Origin of the sequence: Streptomyces sp. NPDC058653, from assembly GCF_042716895.1 — a bacterium.
Classification (GTDB): domain Bacteria; phylum Actinomycetota; class Actinomycetes; order Streptomycetales; family Streptomycetaceae; genus Streptomyces.
On record NZ_JBHXRM010000039.1, the window covers coordinates 29,393 to 46,613 of the forward strand.

A 17,221-nucleotide genomic window follows, 5' to 3' on the forward strand; every position below is an offset into this window, starting at 1 on the left:
GAGTACCCTCCCTGGATGACCGCGACATTCGACGAAGCTGTCCGCGCCCGGCTACGGGCCCCCAACATCTGGTACGTCGGCACCGTGTTCGCCGATGGAGCACCTCAGGTCAGCCCGATGTGGGTGGATCTGGAGGGGGAGGGGGAGCTGACGTTCAACACCTCGGTGGGTCGGGTGAAGGAGGAGAACCTGCGCCGCGACCCCCGTGTCTATCTCTCGCACGCGGACGCCACCGACCCCTTCGACCGGGTGCAGATCAGTGGCGTGGTGGCCCGCTTCATCGAGGGCGAGGAGGCACACGACCGGATGGACCGGCTGGCCCGCAAGTACCTCGGAAGCGACTTCGAGTGGATCATGCCGGGAGAACAGCGGGTCGCGATGATCGTGCGTCCGGTCAAGGTGCGGCACATCGTCGGGGTGGAGCGGTTCCGGCCCGGAGGCCCCGTCCCCGCTCCCTGACCGGCACGCACACCTGTCGTAGGAGTCGCCGCCCGCGGCCGGGCGTGCCGATCGGCCCAGGAGTATGGCCGATCGGGCGACGCGCTGGTGGGGAGGGCGGCTCTAGCGTTTCTCGGACAGGGCCAACAGTCTTTGAGGGGAGCGCGGATGGGACAGCGGGAGACCTGCGACGCGGTCGGCGGCGCAGCTGTGGGCGGGATGGCCACGGAGTTCGAACCGGACGTCGTGGAGCTGTTCGTGGCGACGCTGCGGCACGCGGTGAAGCGCGAGCTGCCGTACGTGGGAACGGACACCCTGCTTGCCGAGCTGGTGATGGGTGACAGCGACGCCGGTGCGGCGACAGCCCCCGGCATGCGCAAGTCCGGGTCGCTCACCGGCCTGATCAACGGCATGGCGGGCCGCGGCTGGGTGAGTGACGACGAGGCGCCCGGTGGAGCGGGCGGGACCGCCGGCGCCGGTGAGGATGCCGACGGGGAAGAGGTGGACGCCGTCTGGCGTGAGGCACAGTGGCGCCACGGACTCGGCTCGCGCCGACCGGCTTCGGAGAGCGGCGGGGTGCTGCCCGGGATGAGCGGGGCGATGCGCGCGTGTCTGCTCCTCGCGCTCGGCTCGGCCCGCGCCGAGGGGACGGTCTCCGTACGCTGCACACATGTGGCGCGTGCCCTGCTGGACCTGCCCAACACCAGGGCGCGGGAAGCCCTGTTGCTGGAGCGGCTGGACGTGGCCGCCGCGTCGGCCGCGCTCGACCGGCTGAAGGCAGAGGCCCCGGGCGGGACGGAACGGCCCGAGTCCCGCGGCGTCACCCTTCTCCGGCGGGCCGGAGTGGCGGGCAGGAGCGGCAACCGCCTGAGCCGCGCGGTGACTTCATGGACCTCCGGCAGTTCCCTGAACGGCTCGCCGCTGCTGTTCGCTGTGTCGGTCGAGGCCCAGCGGCAGGCGGTACGGTGCGGGCGCGCCGAGGTGGAGCCGGTGGACCTTCTGCTGGGTGTGCTCGCGCTGGACCGGGCGCTGTACGTCGCCGGGCGCTCGCTTCCCACCGCTCTGGAGGTCGCCAACTCCGCAGGGGATCTGCTTCTTTGTCACGGCGCGAGGCAGGTCTCCCTGGTCCCGGCGGCTTTTGCGGTCTCCTCCGCCGTCCTCCCCCCGGGCGACACGATGGGACAGTCCGCTGCCGCCGAGCGGGTCGCGGCGATGGCGCGCCTGTCCGCCGCCGAGCACGGATCGCCCACGGTCGGTACGGTCCACCTGCTGTCCGCGCTGCTCGACAACTCGTCGACGGGGCAGGACACCGAAGCGGACCCGGGGGCGGACGGCGGGGTGGCCGGTCTGCTGGCCGCCGACGGCGTGGACGTGGACACGCTGCGGGCAGAGCTGAGTCTCCGGCTGGGCGGATGACCCCCGGGGCTCCGCGCGCCGACCCACGCGGCTACCGTTCCGGCCGGAAGACCGGACGGCGGGGCAGGGGAGATCATGAGTAAGGCGCCCGAGTACACGCGGCTCTCGCGCCCGCGCCGGCGGCCGGGTCACACGCCGGCCGGTGCCCGGAACCGGCTGCGCCGGGAGGCGCTGGAGTGCTGGTCCGCGGTGCGCGCCGCCGACCGCCGTACGGTGGTGGCCGAGGCACTCCTCTGTCTCCTGGTGGCGGCCGTCGGTCTGCTGCCCCTGCTGCTGGCGCCCCCGCACCGGCTCGTGTCGGCCGTTCTGGAGGCACTGCTGGCGGTGGTGCTCGTCCCCGCCCGGCGAGGCCGGCCGGTCGCCGCGGTCCTGGGCTGTTCCCTGCTCGTCGTGGGTGAGAACGTGTGGACCCTGGCGGTGGCGCCGCTGCTCGTGCTCTCCGCCACGCGCCGTATCGCACCGGCGCGACGTGTGTGGCAGGTCGCCGGGGCGGCCTGCGCCGCTGTCGGTGTCCTCACCCTTGTCCATGCCCCGTTCCGCCCCCAGTCCCTGCTGTCGGGGCTGGCGGAGAACGCGGCCTCCGCTCTCCTGCTGCTTCTGCTCCCGGCTCTCGCCGGCACCCTGCTGGGCCGACGGCGGCCACTGAACAGACTGCTCCGCGAACGCAACGCCTATCTGGAGCAGGCCCGTTCGCTGACCGCCGCGACGGCCCGGCTGGAGGAACGGACCCGGATCGCGGGGGAGATGCACGATCTTCTGGGCCACCGGCTGAGCCTGATCTCGGTGTACGCCGGTGCGCTCGAACTCGGCGCCGCGCGCCAGGCGCCCGCCCTCGCGGAACAGGCGGAACTCCTCCGTACGACAGCCGGTACGGCCATGGAGGAGCTGCGCGAGATCCTCGGTGTCCTGCGGCACGAGGACTTGAGCGCCCGGACGGACGGGGCCGGGGAGAGGAGGGGAACGCGTGAGGACATCGCCGCTCTTGCGGAGGAGTCCCGGCGGACGGGCAGCGAGGTCGAGCTGGACTGGTCTCTTCCCGATACGGCCGAGTGGGATCCGCGTACGCGTCAGGCGATCCACCGGGTGGTCCGCGAAGGACTGACGAATGTGCTGAAACACGCGTCGGGCGCGCCCACCAGAGTGGTCGTGAGAGGTGTGGACAGAGGTGTCGAGGTGTCCGTCACCAACGAGGCGCCCCGTACCTCCCGCCGTTCCCAGGGAGGAAGCCACAGCGGGCTGGCGGGTTGCCAGGAGCGGGTCTCGTTGCTCGGGGGCACGTTCCGGGCAGGGACCTTGCCCGACGGTGGATTCCGCCTGGTGGCCTGGCTGCCCGCCCACGGGAACGAGCCCGCCCCGTCCGCCGTACCCGAGGACTCCTCCGCCGGGCCCGCTCCGGCACCGGCCCGCCCGCCGTCCGATGGAGGCGAGTCGAGAGGGGCGCGAGCCCCGCTGCCGGACGAGATCCTGACCTGGCCCCGTGTGCTGGGATCGGGTTGTGTGGCGGTGCTCGTCACCCTGCCCACGGTCCTCTTCCTCGTCGTGCTGCTGGCCCACGCGGCCCTAAGATGAGCTGATGATCCGAGTCCTGGTGGCCGACGACGAGCCGCTGATGCGTGTGGGAATCCGGCTGATCCTGGAGAACGCGGACGACATCGAGGTTGTCGCCGAGGCGGGCGACGGGCACGAGGCCGCCGAGGCGTGCCGGGTCCGGTCCATCGATGTGGCCCTGCTGGACATCCAGATGCCGAACAGGGACGGCATCGGCGCCGCCGAGGACATCGCCCGCCTCTCGCCCCGCACCTGTGTCGTGATGCTGACGGCGTTCGGTGAGGAGGCGAGCGTGACCCGCGCCCTGCGGGCCGGTGCGAGTGGGTTCCTCCTGAAGGACACCGGTCCCAACGAACTGATCCGCGCCGTGCGACTCGCGGCCGGCGGCGAACCGGTACTGGCGCCCCGGGTCACCCGCCAACTCCTGGACCGGCATGTGAAGTCCGGCCAGCACACCGAGGCGGCGCTCGAACGGACCGCCGAGCTGACGCCCGCCGAACGGGACGTGCTGAGGCTGCTGGGTACGGGCATGTCGAACGCCGAGATCGCCGGTCAGCTGTATCTGAGCGCGGGCACGGTCAAGGCGCACATCAGCCGCATCCTCACGCGCACCGGCTGCGCCAACCGGGTACAGGCCGCCGTCCTCGCCCACGACGCCGGGCTGCTCGACGATCGTTGAGCCGGCGATCGCCCGCCCCGTCCTTGAACTGCGTGCGCCCCTCGCACATCTGTGCGGTTCATCTGATCCGTACGAGGCGGAACCAGGCCCTTCCGCCTCGCGTTCTTGTCAGGCAGGAGCACCCCGCCGCGGGACCGCCGCGAAGTCGCGCACGTCGCGGAGCCAGAAGGCCGCAAGGCCACAAAGCCACAAAGCCACAAGGCCACAGAGCCACAGGACCGCAGAGCCATACGGTCGCAGAGACACAGGGTCGCGGAGCCACAAGCCGCGGAGCCGCGGTCACAGTGCCGCGAAGGGGGACGGTTGAGCCGGGAGCACGAGACGCCCCCTTCGCTGATCGGGGAGTACCGCGTCGAAGGCCGGATCGGTGCGGGCGGTATGGGAGTTGTCCATCTCGCGGTGTCGCCGTCGGGACGACGGGTAGCCCTGAAGATCATCCGCGGGGACTTCGTGGACGACCCCGACTACCGCACCCGCTTCCGGCAGGAGATCGACGCGGCGCGCCAGGTCAGCGGCGCGTTCACCGCACCCGTCCTGAGCGCCGATCCCGACGGGGACCCTCCCTGGATGGCGACCCAGTACTTCGACGCCCCCACGCTCGCCCGTCGCCTGGAGGAGACCGGCTCACTGGACGAGAACGCCGTACGGCGACTGGGCCGGGGGCTCGCCGAGGCACTGCGTGACATCCATCGGGCCGGTCTCGTCCACCGAGACCTGAAGCCGGGGAACGTGCTGCTGACCGAGGACGGCCCCCGCGTCATCGACTTCGGTATCGCCCGTGTCCTGAACGCCGAACCGATCACCCGGACCAGCAAGATCCTCGGCACGGTGTCCTTCATGTCGCCCGAGCAGCTGAGCGATCCGCGCCAAGTGGGCCCGGCGGCCGATGTGTTCGCGCTGGGCGCGGTACTCGTGTACGCCGCGACCGGCCGGGGTCCGTTCGACGGGCATACCGGCACCCCGCCCATCGGGGTCGCCATGAAGATCGTGCACGAGGACCCCGATCTCAGGGATGTTCCCCCTGCCCTGCGCTCCGTCGTCGAACGCTGCCTGTCCAAGGACGCCGCCGACCGGCCCTTACCGGCCGAACTGCTCCTGCTTCTCCGGCAGGAGGAAGCGACGCCCGAAGGGGCGGCAGGCCCGGAGAGCCCAGCACAACTGCCCGCACCGATCGGGCCGACCCCGGGCAGGCCGGGCCGCCGGAGCACGAGGATGTACGCCTCCGCGGCCGTCGTGGCGGTGGCCCTGACCGGTGTCCTGGCGTGGAACCTGTTCCCCGACGGCGCTTCCGGCACCAACGACCCGACACCCGGTGCGTCCACCAGCTCTCCCGGGAGAGGCAGCACCCCTCCCGACGCGAAGGGCACCGACAGGATCACCATCGCCGTGAGCGGTGACAGACCCGGCCTGGGCCAGAAGCTGCCCAACGGCGGATTCGCCGGATTCGAGGTGGACGTGGCGACCTATGTCGCCGGTGAACTCGGCTACGCCCCCGCTGACATCGTCTGGCAGGAGGCCCCCTCCGCCGCGCGTCTCGCTTTGCTGGCACAGGACCGGGCGGATTTCCTCGCCGCGTCGTTCGCGGTGACCCCCAGCCGCTCGCGGGAGGTCGACTTCAGCGCCCCCTACCTCACCGCCCACCAGGACGTACTCCTGCCCGGGGACGCCCCCGACATCCGCGAGCCGTCGGACCTGCGGGGATCGAGGGTCTGCGCACTGGAGGGATCCACGGCCTTCGACACCCTGACGGCGAGCGTCGGCCCGGGGGCCGTGCCGGTGGCGCGGACGAGTGTCGCCCAATGCGTCGACGCCCTCGCCAAGGGCGAGGTGGACGCGGTCACCGCCGACGACACCACCCTCGCCGCGCACGCCGCCTCCCGCGAGACCCACACCTTCAAGCTGGCCGGCCTGGCACTCGGCGAGGAGCCCTACGCCATCGGCCTGCCCAAGGGCAGCCCGCTCACCGCCGAAGTCACCAAGGCACTGGGCCGGATGAAGGCCGACGGATCGCTGGATCGCGCCCTGCGGAAGAACCTCCTCCTGCTCGCCCTGTAGGACCGGGACCCGTCGCCCAGTAGGACCGGGCGCGTCCCGGTCCGGTCACTCCCTCATGAGGCCGAGCCAGTGGCGGTACGCCGAGGCGAAGGGTTCGGCCCCCTCACCGCCGCGACGGCCCGCCTCCATCAACCACGCGCAGGTCCGCCGGGCCTCGTCGACGGTGTCGTCGGAGTAGCCGTACAGCACGCGGTGCTGGTCGAACTCGTCCTCGTCCTGGAGGCAGGCGTCGCCGCCCTGAGGCCGTACGACATCGAGATCGAGATCCACCATGGTCAGGACGGTCCCGTCCGCGTTCCACTCGGGCACCGTGCACACGTCGCAGTACATCTCGGGGCCCGGAGCCGCACAGAAGGTGGCCGTCCACCACGCGTCGCGCGGGACCACCATCACGTACGGGAACCGGGTCGTCCAGCCTCCCGTGGCCGAGCCGACGTGAACGCCCCGCGCCGTGCCCAGCCATATGCCGTGCACGTCCTCACCGAGCCGGGTCGCGGTCCACAGCGCGCTCAGGCCCCCGTCGTACTTCCGTATGTCGATCAGCACGGAGCCGCGTCCTGTGGTCACGGCGCGACACCGGCCCCGCCGCTAGAGCAGGTCGTCGAGGGTGATGGGCAGCGAACGGACACGTTTGCCGGTGGCGTGGTGGACGGCGTTGGCCACGGCGGCGGCGATGCCCACCAGGCCGATCTCCCCGATGCCCTTGGTGCCGATCGGTGAGAAGCGGTCCGGCTCTCCCACGAAGACGACGTCCAGGTCGGGGATGTCGGCGTTGACGGGGATGAGGTAGTCCCCGAAGGTGCCATTGGCGATCCTTCCGGTACGCGGGTCGGTCGCGGTGTCCTCTAACAGTGCCTGTCCGATACCCCCGATCGTCGCACCGATGATCTGGCTCCGGCCGGTCTTCTCGTTGAGGATGCGGCCCCCGTCGATGGCGGACACCACGCGTGCGACGCGCACCAGACCCAGGTCGCGGTCGACGCGCACCTCCACGAACTTCGCTCCGAAGGCGCCGGAGGGGGCCATGCAGAGATCCTCCGGATCCGCGGGGACGCTGGAACCGTCGGCCGACAGCTCCGCGAGTTCGTGCCGGCCGAGAATGTCGGAGTAGGACTCGCCCCGGGACCGGTCGCTCTTCACGAACAGACGTCCGCCGCCGGTGGTCACCGCGGCCGGCGACACGCCGCGCAGCGGCGACTCGGCGTCCTTCGTCGCGAGTGCGACGAATCGGCGGACGAGCTGACCGCAGGCATCACGGACGGCGCCCCCCAGGGCCCCAGTCAGCCCGGAGCCGCCCGCCTGCGGAGCCGCCGGCATGTCGGAGTCACCGAGGTCGAAGCGGACCAGGTCGAGGGGGAGCCCGAGGTACTCCGCCGCGACCTGGGTCATGACCGTGTAGGTGCCGGTCCCGATGTCGGTGACGGCGCTGAGCACCAGCGCGCTCCCGTCCCGGCTGACGGTGGCCCGCGCGGAGCAGGGCACCGCGTACCAGGGGTAGCTGCACCCCGCCATCCCGTACCCGATGAGCCAGTCGCCGTCCCGCGTCGAGCCGGGCTCGGGGTTACGGGACGACCAGCCGAAGCGCTCCGCCCCCGCCCGATAGCACTCCCGCAACGCCTTGCCGGACCATGGCAGGCCCGACCGGGGGTCGACGTCGGCGTGGTTGCGCAGACGCAGTTCCAGCGGGTCCATCCCCAGTTCGTGGGCCAGCTCGTCCATCGCCGACTCCAGGGCGAAGTTCCCCTGGCCCTCCGCCGGAGCGCGCATCGAGCAGGGGGCCGGACGGTTCAGCCGTGCCTGTACGTCGCGGGTGACCACGTTCGGGCAGCGGTAGGCGAACGCCGAGCCCGCGGACACCGCCTCGTAGTCGTCGTCCTCCATGGCCAGCGAGGAGATGGTGCGGTGGTCGATCGCGGTCAGCTCGCCGCTCCGGTCCGCCGCGAGCACCACCTGCTGCACGGTGTCCGGCCGATGGCCCACGCTGCTGAACATCTGGGGCCGGGTGAGCACGAGTTTGACCGGGCGGCCGGTCCGCCGGGCCGCGGCGACGGTGAGGATCACGTGCTGCCAGGTCCGCAGGCCGGCGCCGAAGGCACCGCCCACGTACGGCACGAGGACGCGGACCGAGCTCTCCGGGATCTTGAAGACGGCGGCCAGTGTCTCCTTGACCATGCGGGGCCACTGGGTGGTGTCGTGGACGGTGAGCCGGTCCCCGTCCCAGATCGCGAGGGTGGCGAAGAGGCCGAGCGGGCTGTTGGTGTTGTCCGGGGTGGTGTAGGTCTGCGCGATTCGCACCTCGGCCGACGCGAGGGCCGCGCCGGTGTCCCCGCGATCGCTGTCCGCGCCCCACGGGTCGAGCAGCCGGGGTGCCTCGGGGTCCAGCACGTCGAGCAGCGGCTCCGCGCGCTCGTACTCGACGGACACCAGCCGGGCCGCCGCCGTCGCCTGCTCGGGACTCTCGGCCACGACGAGGGCGACGTGCTGCCCGTAGTGCCGGATACGGCTGTCCTGCATCGGCGGCGGGGGTGAGACGCCGAGCGCCGTCATGGGCCCGCGGTCCAGCCGCGGCATGGTGAGGTGCGTGAGCACGGTGATCACGCCGGGCGCGGCCTCGGCGGCGGTGGTGTCGACCCGGACGACACGGCCCGCCGCCACCGTGCTCCCGACGAGCGCCGCGTGTGCCTGATGAGGGGCGTTGAAATCCGACGGATAGGGCGCCGCGCCCGCCACCTTGCGGGGACCGTCCACACGGTTGATCCCGGCCCCGACGACTGCCTCGTTCATGCCATCACCCCTGACACGGTGCGTAGTTCGCGGACCAGGCAGCGCTGCGCGAGTTCCACCTTGAAGGCCGTGCCGGGCACGGTCCAGGCGTCCTCGACGGCCACCCCCGCCGCCCGTCGGAAGGCCTCCGTGCCGGCGGGCGAGCCGACGAGCTCCCGCTCCGCCTCCCACGCCCGCCAGGGCCTGGTGCCCACGCCGCCGAGCCCGATCCGCGCCTCGCGGATGATCCCGTCGGAGACCACGAGGGCCACGGCTGCCGAGACGAGGGCGAACTCGTAGGACATCCGGTCGCGTACCTTCAGATAACCCGAGACGGCGTCGGCGGGAAGCAGCGGGATCTCGACCGCGGTGATCAGCTCCCCGTGTGCGAGGCGGTTCTCGACCTCGGGACTCTCCGATGCCGGGACGTAGAAGTCGGTCAGCGGGATCCGCCGTTCGCCCGTGGGGCCCTGGACATGCACCTCGGCGTCCAGGGCCACCAACGGGACGGCGAGGTCCGAGGCGTGCAGCGCGATGCACCGCTCGCTCGCGCCGAGGATGGCGTGCATACGGGGCACGCCCTCGACGGCCGCGCAACCGGAGCCCGGAAGGCGCTTGTTGCACTTGGGGACGTCGGGGTCGCGGAAGTACCGGCAGCGCGTGCGCTGGAGCAGATTGCCGCCGATCGTCGCCATGTTCCGCAGCTGGGTCGACGCGCCCTTCAGCAGGGCCTCCCGGACCAGGGGCAGGCGCTCGGCGACTGTCGGGTCGGCCGCCAGCTCCTCCATCGTCGTCAGGGCACCGACATGGAGCGTCTCGCTCCGCCGCTCGGCACCGGCGAGGGGGAGACGCGTGATGTCGACCAGCACGCCGGGGCCGAGCACCCCGTCCTTCATCAGATCGAGCTGCGTCGTCCCCCCGGCCAGATAGGCGGCGCCGGGATGGTCCGAGACCAGCCGTACCGCGTCGGGGACCTCCGTCGCCCGCACGTATTCAAAGGACCGCATCGCCCATCCTTTCGGAAGCCACCTCGCGGATCGCGGCCACCATGTTCGGATAGGCACCGCACCGGCAGAGGTTGCCGCTCATGAATTCACGGATGTCGTCGTCCGATCCGGCGCGTCCCTCGTCGATCAGGGCCAGTGCCGACATGACCTGTCCCGGCGTGCAGAATCCGCACTGGAATCCGTCCCGTTCGACGAACGCCTCCTGTACGGGATGCATGGCACCCGGGGGCGCGATTCCCTCGATCGTCGTGACCACGTGGCCCTCGCACTGCGCCGCGAGGGTGAGACACGAGAGCACCCGCTTCCCGTTCATATGCACGGTGCAGGCGCCGCAGGCTCCCTGGTCGCATCCCTTCTTCGTCCCCACCAGACCCAGGTGGTCGCGCAGTGCGTCCAGGAGCGTGACGCGTGTGTCGACGCTCAGCACGGTGGGACGCCCGTTCACCACCAGTCTCGTGACGGCCTCGAACAGGTCGGGAACCGCGGGGCGGCCGGTCGGGCTCCCCGGAGAGCCCGACGCGTCGCCACTCATTTGTTCAGCCATGCCGCGCAGCGTACGGAGCGAACCATTCCGCTACCCCTGGGGCACGCCGTACGTGCCCGGGAACCGGTCCGCCGCCCCCGGGGCCGGCACGGGGGACGGCATGGTGCCCCCGGTGTTCCCCACGAACCCTCCACCAGCCATGACGGTCAGCCCCAACCCGTCGGACCCAGAAGCGAGGAGCGGCTTCCGGCAGGGACGAGCCTCCCCTCCGGAAAGCTCACTCGGCGCACGACGTCGTACTTCAAAAAGGAGTAGCCTCGGTTAGCGACCTTCCCGGAGGGCAGTTCCATCAGTCCGCCGAGGACCGGGTGGTGGGTTGAACCGCCGCTGATCACCCGGCGAGGAGACCCGAGAAGATGACGCGCTCCTACGAACAGGCTTGTTTCATCGCCCGTGCGCTCGATGTGCTGGGCGAACGGTGGACCTTGCTGATCTTGCGGGAACTCACCTTGGGGCCCCGCCGGTACGGCGACCTGCTCAACGCGCTCCCCGGGATCGGAACCAGCCTCTTGGCAGCACGCCTCAGGCATCTGGAGAGATACGACGCCGTGCGTCGGACGACGCTCCACGGCGTGGGGAATGCCGGAGCCTATGAGCTGGGCGACCGGGGGGAGGCCGTGATACCGGTCCTGAAGTCGCTCGCCGAGTGGGGGGCCGGTCTTGAGGATCCTCCCCCCGACTACACCCGGCGCACCGCGTGGCGGCTGGTGGCGATGCGCTTGACGGCCCCCGACGAGGCGGTGAGCTTCGACGCGCTCACGCAGTTGGAGGTGGGCGAGGAGAGGTTCTGGCTGCGGGGCGACGGGGACCGGGTCCAGGCGCAGGTCGGGGTCGCGCCGACGCGACCGGATCTACGGTTGAGGTGCGGCACGCGGACGTTCGGTTCCCTCGCCGGAGGCGAGGTGACCGTGGACAGCGCCATCGAAGCGGGAGAACTCGTCGTGGAGGGAGAAATCGCGTCCGCGCGGGAGTTTTTCGAGCTCTTCAGCATGCCCGGGCGGCCGAGAGGCTCCTCCCGAGGGGCCGCTCGAAAGTGATCGACAACGCCAACGACCATTACGGGCCCGTCCCCGGCCCCGAGATTCGGATCCCGAGGGGCAGGTTCGCCGACGACGCCATTCGATGAGGGGAGCAAGGTGATGATCAGGCGGACAGCCGAAGAGCTGGAAGCCGCGACCATGGATCCCGCTCGGATGGGAACGGCCGTGGTGATGATCGACTCCCGGGGGACGGTCACGGCGTGGTCGGAAGGGGCCAGAGAGCTGCTGGGCCACAGCGCCGGACAGATGGTCGGCCGTTCCGTCGCGCACCTGCTGAAGCCCCGCACGGCCGCTCGATGTCTGGCCGAATGGGCCGGGCGGGCGCCGCTCCGGGAGCCGTGGTCATGGACGACGGACCTGCGGAGGAGGGACGGAACGGACGTCCGGGCGTCCGTGGACGCGGTCCCTCTGGCCGACGACGAGGGAACCGACTGGTTCGTGACGGCGACGGAGACGGCGACGGCAACGACACCCACGGCCACCACGGCCACGACCAGAGCGACCACCGACGCGGAAGCCTCTTCCTCCGCGCCGCCGCAGACGCTCCTCGGAGCCGCCCTGCTGACCCGTTCACCGATCGCCGTGTCGATCTTCGACGGTGACGGCGGACACCTCTGGGTGAACGAGGAAGCCGGGCGCTGGGACCGGTTCACGGACGAGCGGAGGGTGGCACGCACGCCCACGGCCCCCCGGCCGGGCAGGGAGAGCCGGACCGCCCTGGCGCTGATCAGGCGGGTCTTCGAAACGGGAATGCCGGAGACCGAGCGCGAGCAAGGGTGGACCACCCCGAACGGGGAGAGCGAGTCCGTCTTCTCCTCCACGTACTTCCGCCTCGACGGCGCCGAGGGCCGACCGCTGAGTGTGTGCCGTATGGCCACCGACATCAGCGGGTCCGACAGCCACAAGCACCTTCTGATGCTCAGCGAGGCCAGCAAGACCATCGGCACCACCCTCGATGTGATGAAGACGGCCCAGGAGCTCGCCGATTTCGCGGTGCCCGGGCTGGCCGACTACATCACGGTCGACCTCGCCGAATCCGTTCCGCTCGGCGGCGAACCCATCCAGCGGCTCACCTCCCCGGACCAGCGGGTACCCGCGTTCCGCCGTGCGGGAGCGGCCTCGATCCACCCGTCGATGCCGGAATCCCTGTGGGCCGTGGGAGACGTGGTCTACGTCCCCCCGTCGTCCCCGTTCACCCGTTCCCTGTACTCCCGTGAGGCCCACTACGAGCCGGTCCTGGACATATCGCCCGGCACCTGGCTCGACCGGGACCCGGACAGGCTGCGGAACATCCGCGCGACCGGTATGCACTCCCTGATCATCGTCCCGCTCCAGGCCCGCGGCACGCTGCTCGGCGAAGTCGTGTTCGTCCGTACGGACAACCCCCTGTCCTTCTCCCGGGAAGAGCTGTTCCTGTGCGAGGAGATCGCCGGGCGGGCCGCGCTCAGCCTGGACAACGCCCGCAGGTTCGCCCGCGAGCGGACCGCCTCGCTGGCGCTCCAGCGGAACCTGCTTCCCCACCACCCCGAGAGCGGCGCGGCGATCGAAGTGGCGCTGCGCTATCTGCCGGCCGACACCCACGAGGGTGTCGGAGGCGACTGGTTCGACGTGATCAGCCTTCCCCGCGGCCGGACCGCTCTGGTGGTCGGCGACGTGGTCGGCCACGGCATCAACGCCGCCGCGCGGATGGGCCAGTTCCGTACGGTGGTCCGTACCCTCGCGGAGCTGGACCTTCCGCCCCACGAACTGCTCACCAAACTCGACAACCTCGTCGTCCGTCTGACCGAGCAGGACAGCGAGGGCGCGGGTGCGCCGGGCCTCTGGTCACAGACCATGGGCGGCACCTGTGTCTACGCCGTCCACGACCCCGCGACCCGCACGTGCACCATGGCACGGGCCGGTCATCCGCCCCCGGCGATCCTCCACCCGGACGGCGAGGTCACCTTCCCCGAGCTGCCCGCCGGGGCACCGATCGGTACCGGCCTCGGCTCGTACGAATCCCTGTCGGTCGAGGTCCCCCCGGGAAGCGTGATCGCCCTCTACACCGACGGACTCATCGAATCGCGCGAGGCCGATCTCGACGACGGCCTGCGCCGACTCGGTACGGCCCTCGCGCATCCGGGCATGCCACTGGACGCCCTCTGTACAGAGGTGATCCGGTCGATGTCCGTCACACCCCGTCGTACGGGGCTTCCCGAGGCGGCGATGCCACAGTTGCTGGACGACGACATCGCCCTTCTGCTGGCGCGTACGTGAGGTTCACCCCCGTCCGTCCGGTGCCGCGCCGGAACGGGTGTCAGGCCGGGCCGGCGGCGGCGTCGGGCGGGCAGGGCGGGGCGTAGTCGAGGCGGGGGAAGTGGCGGGCCCACTGGGCGGGGCTGATGGTGTGGCGGAAGCGGTCGCAGGCCTCGGCGAGCACCCGGTCGAGGTCGGTGTGCCAGATCTGGACGCTGCGGTGGGCGGTGACGGTGAGGATCGCGCCGTCCGCGACGAGGTGGCGCACCTCCTTGACCGACCCGCCGGGGTTGGTGAGAAAGGCCAGCGGGGCGGGCCGTTCGCGGTTGGTCACGTCCCAGGCGTTGACCCCGCCGTCCACGCCGACGGTCACCGCCGTACGGCCGTGGGGGGAGAACGCCACGCCGGCGACGACATCGGCGTGCCTCGCGAGTTGGCCGAGGTGGCGGTGGTGCGGCAGGGCGCTGATGTCCCACAACTGCGCCGTGCGGTCGTCGCTCCCGCTCAGCAGGGTGCGGCCGTCCGGCGCGTACGCGAGGGCGTCGACGAAGTGCCGGTGGCCCTTGAGGACGGCGATGGTGGCGGCACGGCGCGGGTCGGTCACGTCCCAGATGCGGACGGTGTGGTCGTCGGAGCCCGAGGCGAGGGTTGTTCCGTCGGGGCTGAATGCCACGGGTTTGACGTTGGCGGTGTGCCCGGTCAGCTTGGCGAGCGGGCGGGGGCGCCGGGGGTCGGTGATGTCCCAGAGGCGGATGGTGTCGTCGTAGCCGCTGGTGGCGGCGGTACGGCCGTCCGGGTGCACGGCGAGCGAGTAGACGGAGTCGGAGTGGCCGGTGGGCCGTTGCGAGACCAGGACAGGGCGCCGGGGGTCGGTCACGTCCCAGAGCCGGAGCGTACGGTCGTTGCCCGCTCCGACGAGTGTGTTGCCCCGTGGGGTGAACTCGACGCCGTTCAGGGCGACTCCGTCGCCCTCGATGGTGCCGAGCCGGCGGAGTCGGCGTGGATCCGTCATGTCCCAGAGGTCGATCCGGGAGCCGTCGGCCATGGCAAGGGTGCGGCCGTCGGCGGTCACGGCGGGTGTGTGGCCGGTCGGCTTGGGACCGGCGGACGCGACGGACAGGGTGCTGAGCAGGGCGTCCCGGGTCCGTTCCTGCGGAGCCTGGAAGTAGGCGGCCAGCGCGATCTGGGCGGCCAGGGACGGATCGTGCGGGCTGAGCCGCACGGACTCGTCGGCGGCCCGGAGGACCACGGCCTCGTTGCGCTGCCGGGTGACCGTGCTCTGCGCCCATACGGCGAACCCGGCGGCGCCGACGGCGCACACCAGGAGGACCACCAGGGCTCCGACGAGTCTGCGCAGGCGGCGCAGGCGGTGGCGGTCGCGCCGTTGTGCCTCCTCCGCCGCCGACTCGCTGGCCTGGAGGAAGGCGCGTTCGCGGGAGGTCAGCGCGTGCTCCGGGAGGTCCTTCACGGCGGCGAGGCGCACCCCGCGGTACAGGATGTCGGGATCGTGGCCGAGGGACTCCCAGAGGGTGGTGGCCTCGGTGAGCGCCCGTTGCAGGCGTTCCTGGTTCCGGTCCTCGTCCAGCCAGCCGCCGAGCCGGGTCCAGCAGCGGATCAGCGCCTCGTGGGCGATCTCCACATGGTCGCCGTCCGCGGTCAGCAGCCGTGCCCGGGTGGCCTGTTCGAGGACGGGCGCGGTGTCGGGGACCCCGTCGAGTTCGCGGCGCGGCACTCGGCGCTTGGTGTCCTCGGTGCCCTCGCCCAGGGCGACAAGACGCAGGAACAGCCGTCGCGCGGCGCGCTGCTGGCCCTCGCTGAGGGCACGGTAGAAGGCTTCGGCGGTCTGGGTGAGCGCTCCCTCGAAGCCGCCGGCCGCCCGGTATCCGGCCAGTGTGAGGGCGTTGCCGCGCCGCCGGGTCCAGGTTTCCAGCAGGGCGTGCGACAGCAGGGGCAGGGCGCCGGGCCGGCCGTGGGCGTCGGCCGTGAGGGCCGTCAGCAGCGCGGTCTCGACGGTCAGCCGGTCGCGGGCGGCGGGCCGGACGATCGCCGCCCTCAACTCCTCGGCGGTCATCGGGCCGACGGGATGGTGGGCGTGGGACAGGGCGTCGACGAGGGCGGGCAGCCGGGTGCAGTGCGTGTAGAAGTCGGACCGTACGGCGAGGGCGACCCGTGTGCGGCTGTCGGGGGTCTGGGCCGCGTGCACGAGCGAGGCGACGAAGCGCTCCCGCTCCTCCGCGTCACGGCAGAGGGTGAACACCTCCTCGAACTGGTCCACGACGAGGAGAAGCTCATCCGACGAGGGGGCTGTCTCCTGCCGCCCGGCGAGAATCTGCCGCACCGTCCGGTGGAGGGTGCCCGGCTCCGCCGCGAGTCCGGTGAGTACCGGACCCGAGGGAACGTCCGCGCGGGCCGCGAGGCGGACGGCGCATTCCTCCAGCGGGTGCGGACCGGGTGTGAAGACGATCGAGGGAACACCGGAAAAGGCGGGAAGCACGCCCGCGCGCAGCACCGACGATTTGCCGGAACCGGACGCCCCGAATAACACAAGGAGCCTTTTCTCCTTCAGGTGTTCGACAAGCGCGCCGGTGAGTCTCTCGCGCCCGAAGAAAACCCCCGCGTCGCATTCCCCGAATGCCGCCAGGCCGGCGTAGGGCGGACGGGCTCCGGTCCCGCGCCCCTTCTCCCCCTCCGCCGCCACCGGGGCGCCGAGGGAGACGCACGCGTCGGCCGTCCGGCGCCAGACGACCGCCCATTCCCGCTCGTCACCGCCGCAGGCACGGACATACGCGAGGGTGACGGCCAGGCTGGGAAGCTGACGTCCCGCCGCGGCCGACGACAGCGTCGCGATCGAGTAGTGCGCGTCCCGGGCGAGGTCGCGGTAGGTGGGTCGCCCCGCCTGCTCCCGCAGTTTCCTCAATCGAGCGGCGAATTCCGACAGCGGACCGCCCTGTGGGTCCAGTGGGCGTTCTCCCCGTGGCACGTGTACGCGCTTCCTTCCGCCACACGGATTGTTCGGTATCCGTTTGTTCGGCATCGGCCGACCGGCCTTGAACAACAGATTAGCGGCTAGAAAAGGTGCGTCGGGTCCCGCACCGGGAGCCGAGAACGAGTGGAAAGAGGCATCCCATGAAGAAGCGAATTCTGGCCGCGGCCCTGCTGGTCGGGGGACTCACGCTGACAGCCGGACCCGTCGCGCAGGCCGCACCGCAGCTCGCTCCGTCCGCCGCCGCCGAGGCCCAGGCCCTCGTCTGCACGGTCAACGACAACGGGGTCAACTTCCGCGGTGGCCCGGGCACGCACCACCCGGTCCTCGGCCAGGTGAACAGGGGGCAGCAGTTCGCGGCCCGCAACTACGACGGACGTTGGATCATGGGCGACATCGTGGGCGGGCGCACCGGCGTCTGGATCCACGACGCCTACCTCGACTGCTGACCCGGTGAGGGCCGGCACGTAGTACCGCGGGGTACGGCCGCCATGTGCGGCCGTACCCCGCAAG

At 71.5% G+C, this 17,221-nt stretch carries 13 protein-coding genes; 8 read left to right on the forward strand and 5 right to left on the reverse strand.

Going from position 1 to position 17,221, the window contains the following annotated elements; genetic code table 11:
* The first annotated feature begins 15 nt into the window (after positions 1 to 15).
* From ACFWU9_RS27700 to ACFWU9_RS27720, 5 genes are all read left to right on the forward strand, one after another.
* Positions 16 to 459 (forward strand): TIGR03618 family F420-dependent PPOX class oxidoreductase, encoded by a 444-nt coding sequence (locus ACFWU9_RS27700; protein WP_384323078.1) that lies wholly within the window; start codon positions 16 to 18, stop codon positions 457 to 459.
* Positions 460 to 606: 147 nt separating this feature from the next.
* On the forward strand, positions 607 to 1,854 hold the full coding sequence (locus ACFWU9_RS27705) for a Clp protease N-terminal domain-containing protein (protein WP_384323080.1): 1,248 nt from the start codon (positions 607 to 609) through the stop codon (positions 1,852 to 1,854).
* 75 nt (positions 1,855 to 1,929) lie between these two features.
* The gene (locus tag ACFWU9_RS27710) at positions 1,930 to 3,423 is read left to right on the forward strand and encodes a sensor histidine kinase (protein WP_384323082.1); all 1,494 of its coding nucleotides are present in this window, start codon (positions 1,930 to 1,932) and stop codon (positions 3,421 to 3,423) included.
* Between the two features lie 4 nt (positions 3,424 to 3,427).
* A complete protein-coding gene (locus tag ACFWU9_RS27715) occupies positions 3,428 to 4,081 on the forward strand; it encodes a response regulator (protein ID WP_384323085.1) in 654 nt (217 codons plus the stop codon).
* A gap of 303 nt (positions 4,082 to 4,384) precedes the next feature.
* Complete coding sequence (locus ACFWU9_RS27720; protein ID WP_384323087.1) at positions 4,385 to 6,136, forward strand: serine/threonine-protein kinase; 1,752 nt, start codon at positions 4,385 to 4,387, stop codon at positions 6,134 to 6,136.
* Between the two features lie 45 nt (positions 6,137 to 6,181).
* Here ACFWU9_RS27720 and ACFWU9_RS27725 read toward each other — a convergent pair whose 3' ends face one another.
* The 4 genes from ACFWU9_RS27725 to ACFWU9_RS27740 are packed head-to-tail and all read right to left on the reverse strand — an operon-like array spanning position 6,182 to position 10,450.
* A complete protein-coding gene (locus ACFWU9_RS27725) occupies positions 6,182 to 6,703 on the reverse strand; it encodes a DUF402 domain-containing protein (RefSeq protein WP_384323089.1) in 522 nt (173 codons plus the stop codon).
* Positions 6,704 to 6,724: 21 nt separating this feature from the next.
* A complete protein-coding gene (locus ACFWU9_RS27730; RefSeq protein ID WP_384323091.1) occupies positions 6,725 to 8,920 on the reverse strand; it encodes a xanthine dehydrogenase family protein molybdopterin-binding subunit in 2,196 nt (731 codons plus the stop codon).
* Positions 8,917 to 9,906 (reverse strand): FAD binding domain-containing protein, encoded by a 990-nt coding sequence (locus ACFWU9_RS27735; RefSeq protein WP_384323093.1) that lies wholly within the window; start codon positions 9,904 to 9,906, stop codon positions 8,917 to 8,919. Before ACFWU9_RS27735 ends, ACFWU9_RS27730 begins: the two co-directional genes overlap by 4 nt.
* On the reverse strand, positions 9,893 to 10,450 hold the full coding sequence (locus tag ACFWU9_RS27740; protein WP_384323095.1) for a (2Fe-2S)-binding protein: 558 nt from the start codon (positions 10,448 to 10,450) through the stop codon (positions 9,893 to 9,895). The genes ACFWU9_RS27735 and ACFWU9_RS27740 overlap by 14 nt, the downstream gene beginning before the upstream one ends.
* Before the next feature lie 356 nt (positions 10,451 to 10,806).
* Here ACFWU9_RS27740 and ACFWU9_RS27745 point away from each other — a divergent pair, with 356 nt between their 5' ends.
* Both ACFWU9_RS27745 and ACFWU9_RS27750 read left to right on the forward strand, forming a co-directional pair.
* Entirely contained in the window at positions 10,807 to 11,487 is a 681-nt protein-coding gene (locus ACFWU9_RS27745; protein WP_384323097.1) for a winged helix-turn-helix transcriptional regulator, read from the forward strand.
* 102 nt (positions 11,488 to 11,589) lie between these two features.
* The gene (locus tag ACFWU9_RS27750; RefSeq protein ID WP_384323099.1) at positions 11,590 to 13,746 is read left to right on the forward strand and encodes a SpoIIE family protein phosphatase; all 2,157 of its coding nucleotides are present in this window, start codon (positions 11,590 to 11,592) and stop codon (positions 13,744 to 13,746) included.
* A 40-nt stretch (positions 13,747 to 13,786) separates the two neighbouring features.
* On the opposite strand, the gene ACFWU9_RS27755 is transcribed toward ACFWU9_RS27750, so the two are convergent.
* Positions 13,787 to 16,705 carry a helix-turn-helix domain-containing protein gene (locus ACFWU9_RS27755; RefSeq protein ID WP_384323101.1) on the reverse strand — a complete coding sequence of 973 codons (2,919 nt, stop codon included), beginning with the start codon at positions 16,703 to 16,705 and terminating at the stop codon, positions 13,787 to 13,789.
* A gap of 146 nt (positions 16,706 to 16,851) precedes the next feature.
* Here ACFWU9_RS27755 and ACFWU9_RS27760 point away from each other — a divergent pair, with 146 nt between their 5' ends.
* Positions 16,852 to 17,157 carry an SH3 domain-containing protein gene (locus ACFWU9_RS27760; RefSeq protein ID WP_384323103.1) on the forward strand — a complete coding sequence of 102 codons (306 nt, stop codon included), beginning with the start codon at positions 16,852 to 16,854 and terminating at the stop codon, positions 17,155 to 17,157.
* Positions 17,158 to 17,221 lie beyond the last annotated feature (64 nt).

Bases quoted from the DNA above. Each gene is read 5' to 3' on its own strand.
- ACFWU9_RS27700 (WP_384323078.1), top strand. From the start codon at position 16: ATGACCGCGACATTCGACGAAGCTGTCCGCGCCCGGCTACGGGCCCCC.
- ACFWU9_RS27705 (WP_384323080.1), top strand. From the start codon at position 607: ATGGGACAGCGGGAGACCTGCGACGCGGTCGGCGGCGCAGCTGTGGGC.
- ACFWU9_RS27710 (WP_384323082.1), top strand. From the start codon at position 1,930: ATGAGTAAGGCGCCCGAGTACACGCGGCTCTCGCGCCCGCGCCGGCGG.
- ACFWU9_RS27715 (WP_384323085.1), top strand. From the start codon at position 3,428: ATGATCCGAGTCCTGGTGGCCGACGACGAGCCGCTGATGCGTGTGGGA.
- ACFWU9_RS27730 (WP_384323091.1), bottom strand. From the start codon at position 8,920: ATGAACGAGGCAGTCGTCGGGGCCGGGATCAACCGTGTGGACGGTCCC.
- ACFWU9_RS27735 (WP_384323093.1), bottom strand. From the start codon at position 9,906: ATGCGGTCCTTTGAATACGTGCGGGCGACGGAGGTCCCCGACGCGGTA.
- ACFWU9_RS27740 (WP_384323095.1), bottom strand. From the start codon at position 10,450: ATGGCTGAACAAATGAGTGGCGACGCGTCGGGCTCTCCGGGGAGCCCG.
- ACFWU9_RS27745 (WP_384323097.1), top strand. From the start codon at position 10,807: ATGACGCGCTCCTACGAACAGGCTTGTTTCATCGCCCGTGCGCTCGAT.
- ACFWU9_RS27750 (WP_384323099.1), top strand. From the start codon at position 11,590: ATGATCAGGCGGACAGCCGAAGAGCTGGAAGCCGCGACCATGGATCCC.
- ACFWU9_RS27760 (WP_384323103.1), top strand. From the start codon at position 16,852: ATGAAGAAGCGAATTCTGGCCGCGGCCCTGCTGGTCGGGGGACTCACG.